At 49.3% G+C, this 1,209-nt stretch carries 1 protein-coding gene; it reads left to right on the forward strand.

The features are described from left to right. The first annotated feature begins 81 nt into the window (after positions 1 to 81). Positions 82 to 1,193 (forward strand): IS3 family transposase gene (locus D5398_RS25300; protein ID WP_120510032.1). Its coding sequence is split into 2 segments (ribosomal slippage): positions 82 to 343 and positions 343 to 1,193, totalling 1,113 coding nucleotides; the frame shifts between segments, so codons are not numbered across the junction. Positions 1,194 to 1,209: the final 16 nt, after the last annotated feature.

Consider the following 1,209-nt stretch of genomic DNA (forward strand, 5'->3'; position numbering starts at 1 on the left):
TCTGTAAGTACCCCGTCAAAACGGCCCATTCACTTTTAGAGATCTTCCGACATACTGATTATGTCCCCTGAGGAGATCGCTATGCGTAAGATCCGATTCACTGAGCACCAGATCATTGCCGTTCTGAAATCTGTAGAAGCTGGTCGAACCGTCAAAGATGTGTGTCGTGAGGCTGCTATTTCTGAAGCCAGCTATTACAACTGGAAGGCGAAATATGGCGGGATGGAAGCCGCTGATATCAAAAAGATCAAAGATCTTGAAGACGAGAATCGTCGTCTGAAGCAGATGTTTGCCGATCTGAGTCTGGAGTGCCGGGCGCTGAAAGACGTCATCGAAAAAAAGCTTTAAAACCAGCGATAAAGCGTGAGCTCGTCAACTATCTGACCACGCAATTTACGATGAGCATACGCCAGGCATGCAGGACGTTATCGCTAAGCAGGACGGTGTTTCGTTATCAACCGGATACGCGACGTGATGAAGCGGTGATCCAGAGGCTGACCGAGGTCGCTGAGCGCTATCCCCGCTACGGTTTTAAGAAGCTTTTTCAGGTACTTCGCAGACAGGGGCACGTCTGGAACCACAAACGTGTCCACCGGATTTACTGTCTTCTCAAACTGAATTTTCGTCGTAAGGGTAAACAACGCCTGCCGGTGCGCAATCCGGCTCCGCTGGCAACGCCGGAAGCACTCAACCAAAGTTGGTCGATTGATTTTATGCACGACGCTCTGACATGTGGCCGACGTTTTCGGACTTTCAATGTTGTCGATGATTTTAACCGTGAAGCTCTGGCGATAGAAATTGACCTAAATATCCCAGCGCAGCGTGTCGTCCGAGTGCTGGACAGGATAGTAGCAAACCGTGGATATCCGCTGAAGATGCGGATGGATAATGGGCCGGAACTGATATCACTGGCGCTGGCGCAATGGGCTGAAGACCATGGCGTGATGCTGGAATTTATCAAGCCGGGTAAGCCAACACAGAACGCGTTTATAGAACGGTTTAACCGAACATACAGGACAGAAATACTGGATTTTTATCTGTTCAGAACCCTGAATGAAGCACGGGAAATCACAGAGCGTTGGCTGGCTGAATATAACAGCGAACGACCTCATGAATCCCTGAATAACCTGACGCCAGAAGAATATCGGCTGATGGCCGAAAACCCGGAAGTCTCAAAAAGTGCCTGGAACTAAAGCTGGGATACTTACA

The organism is Rahnella bruchi (assembly GCF_003614975.1).
Lineage (GTDB): Bacteria > Pseudomonadota > Gammaproteobacteria > Enterobacterales > Enterobacteriaceae > Rahnella > Rahnella bruchi.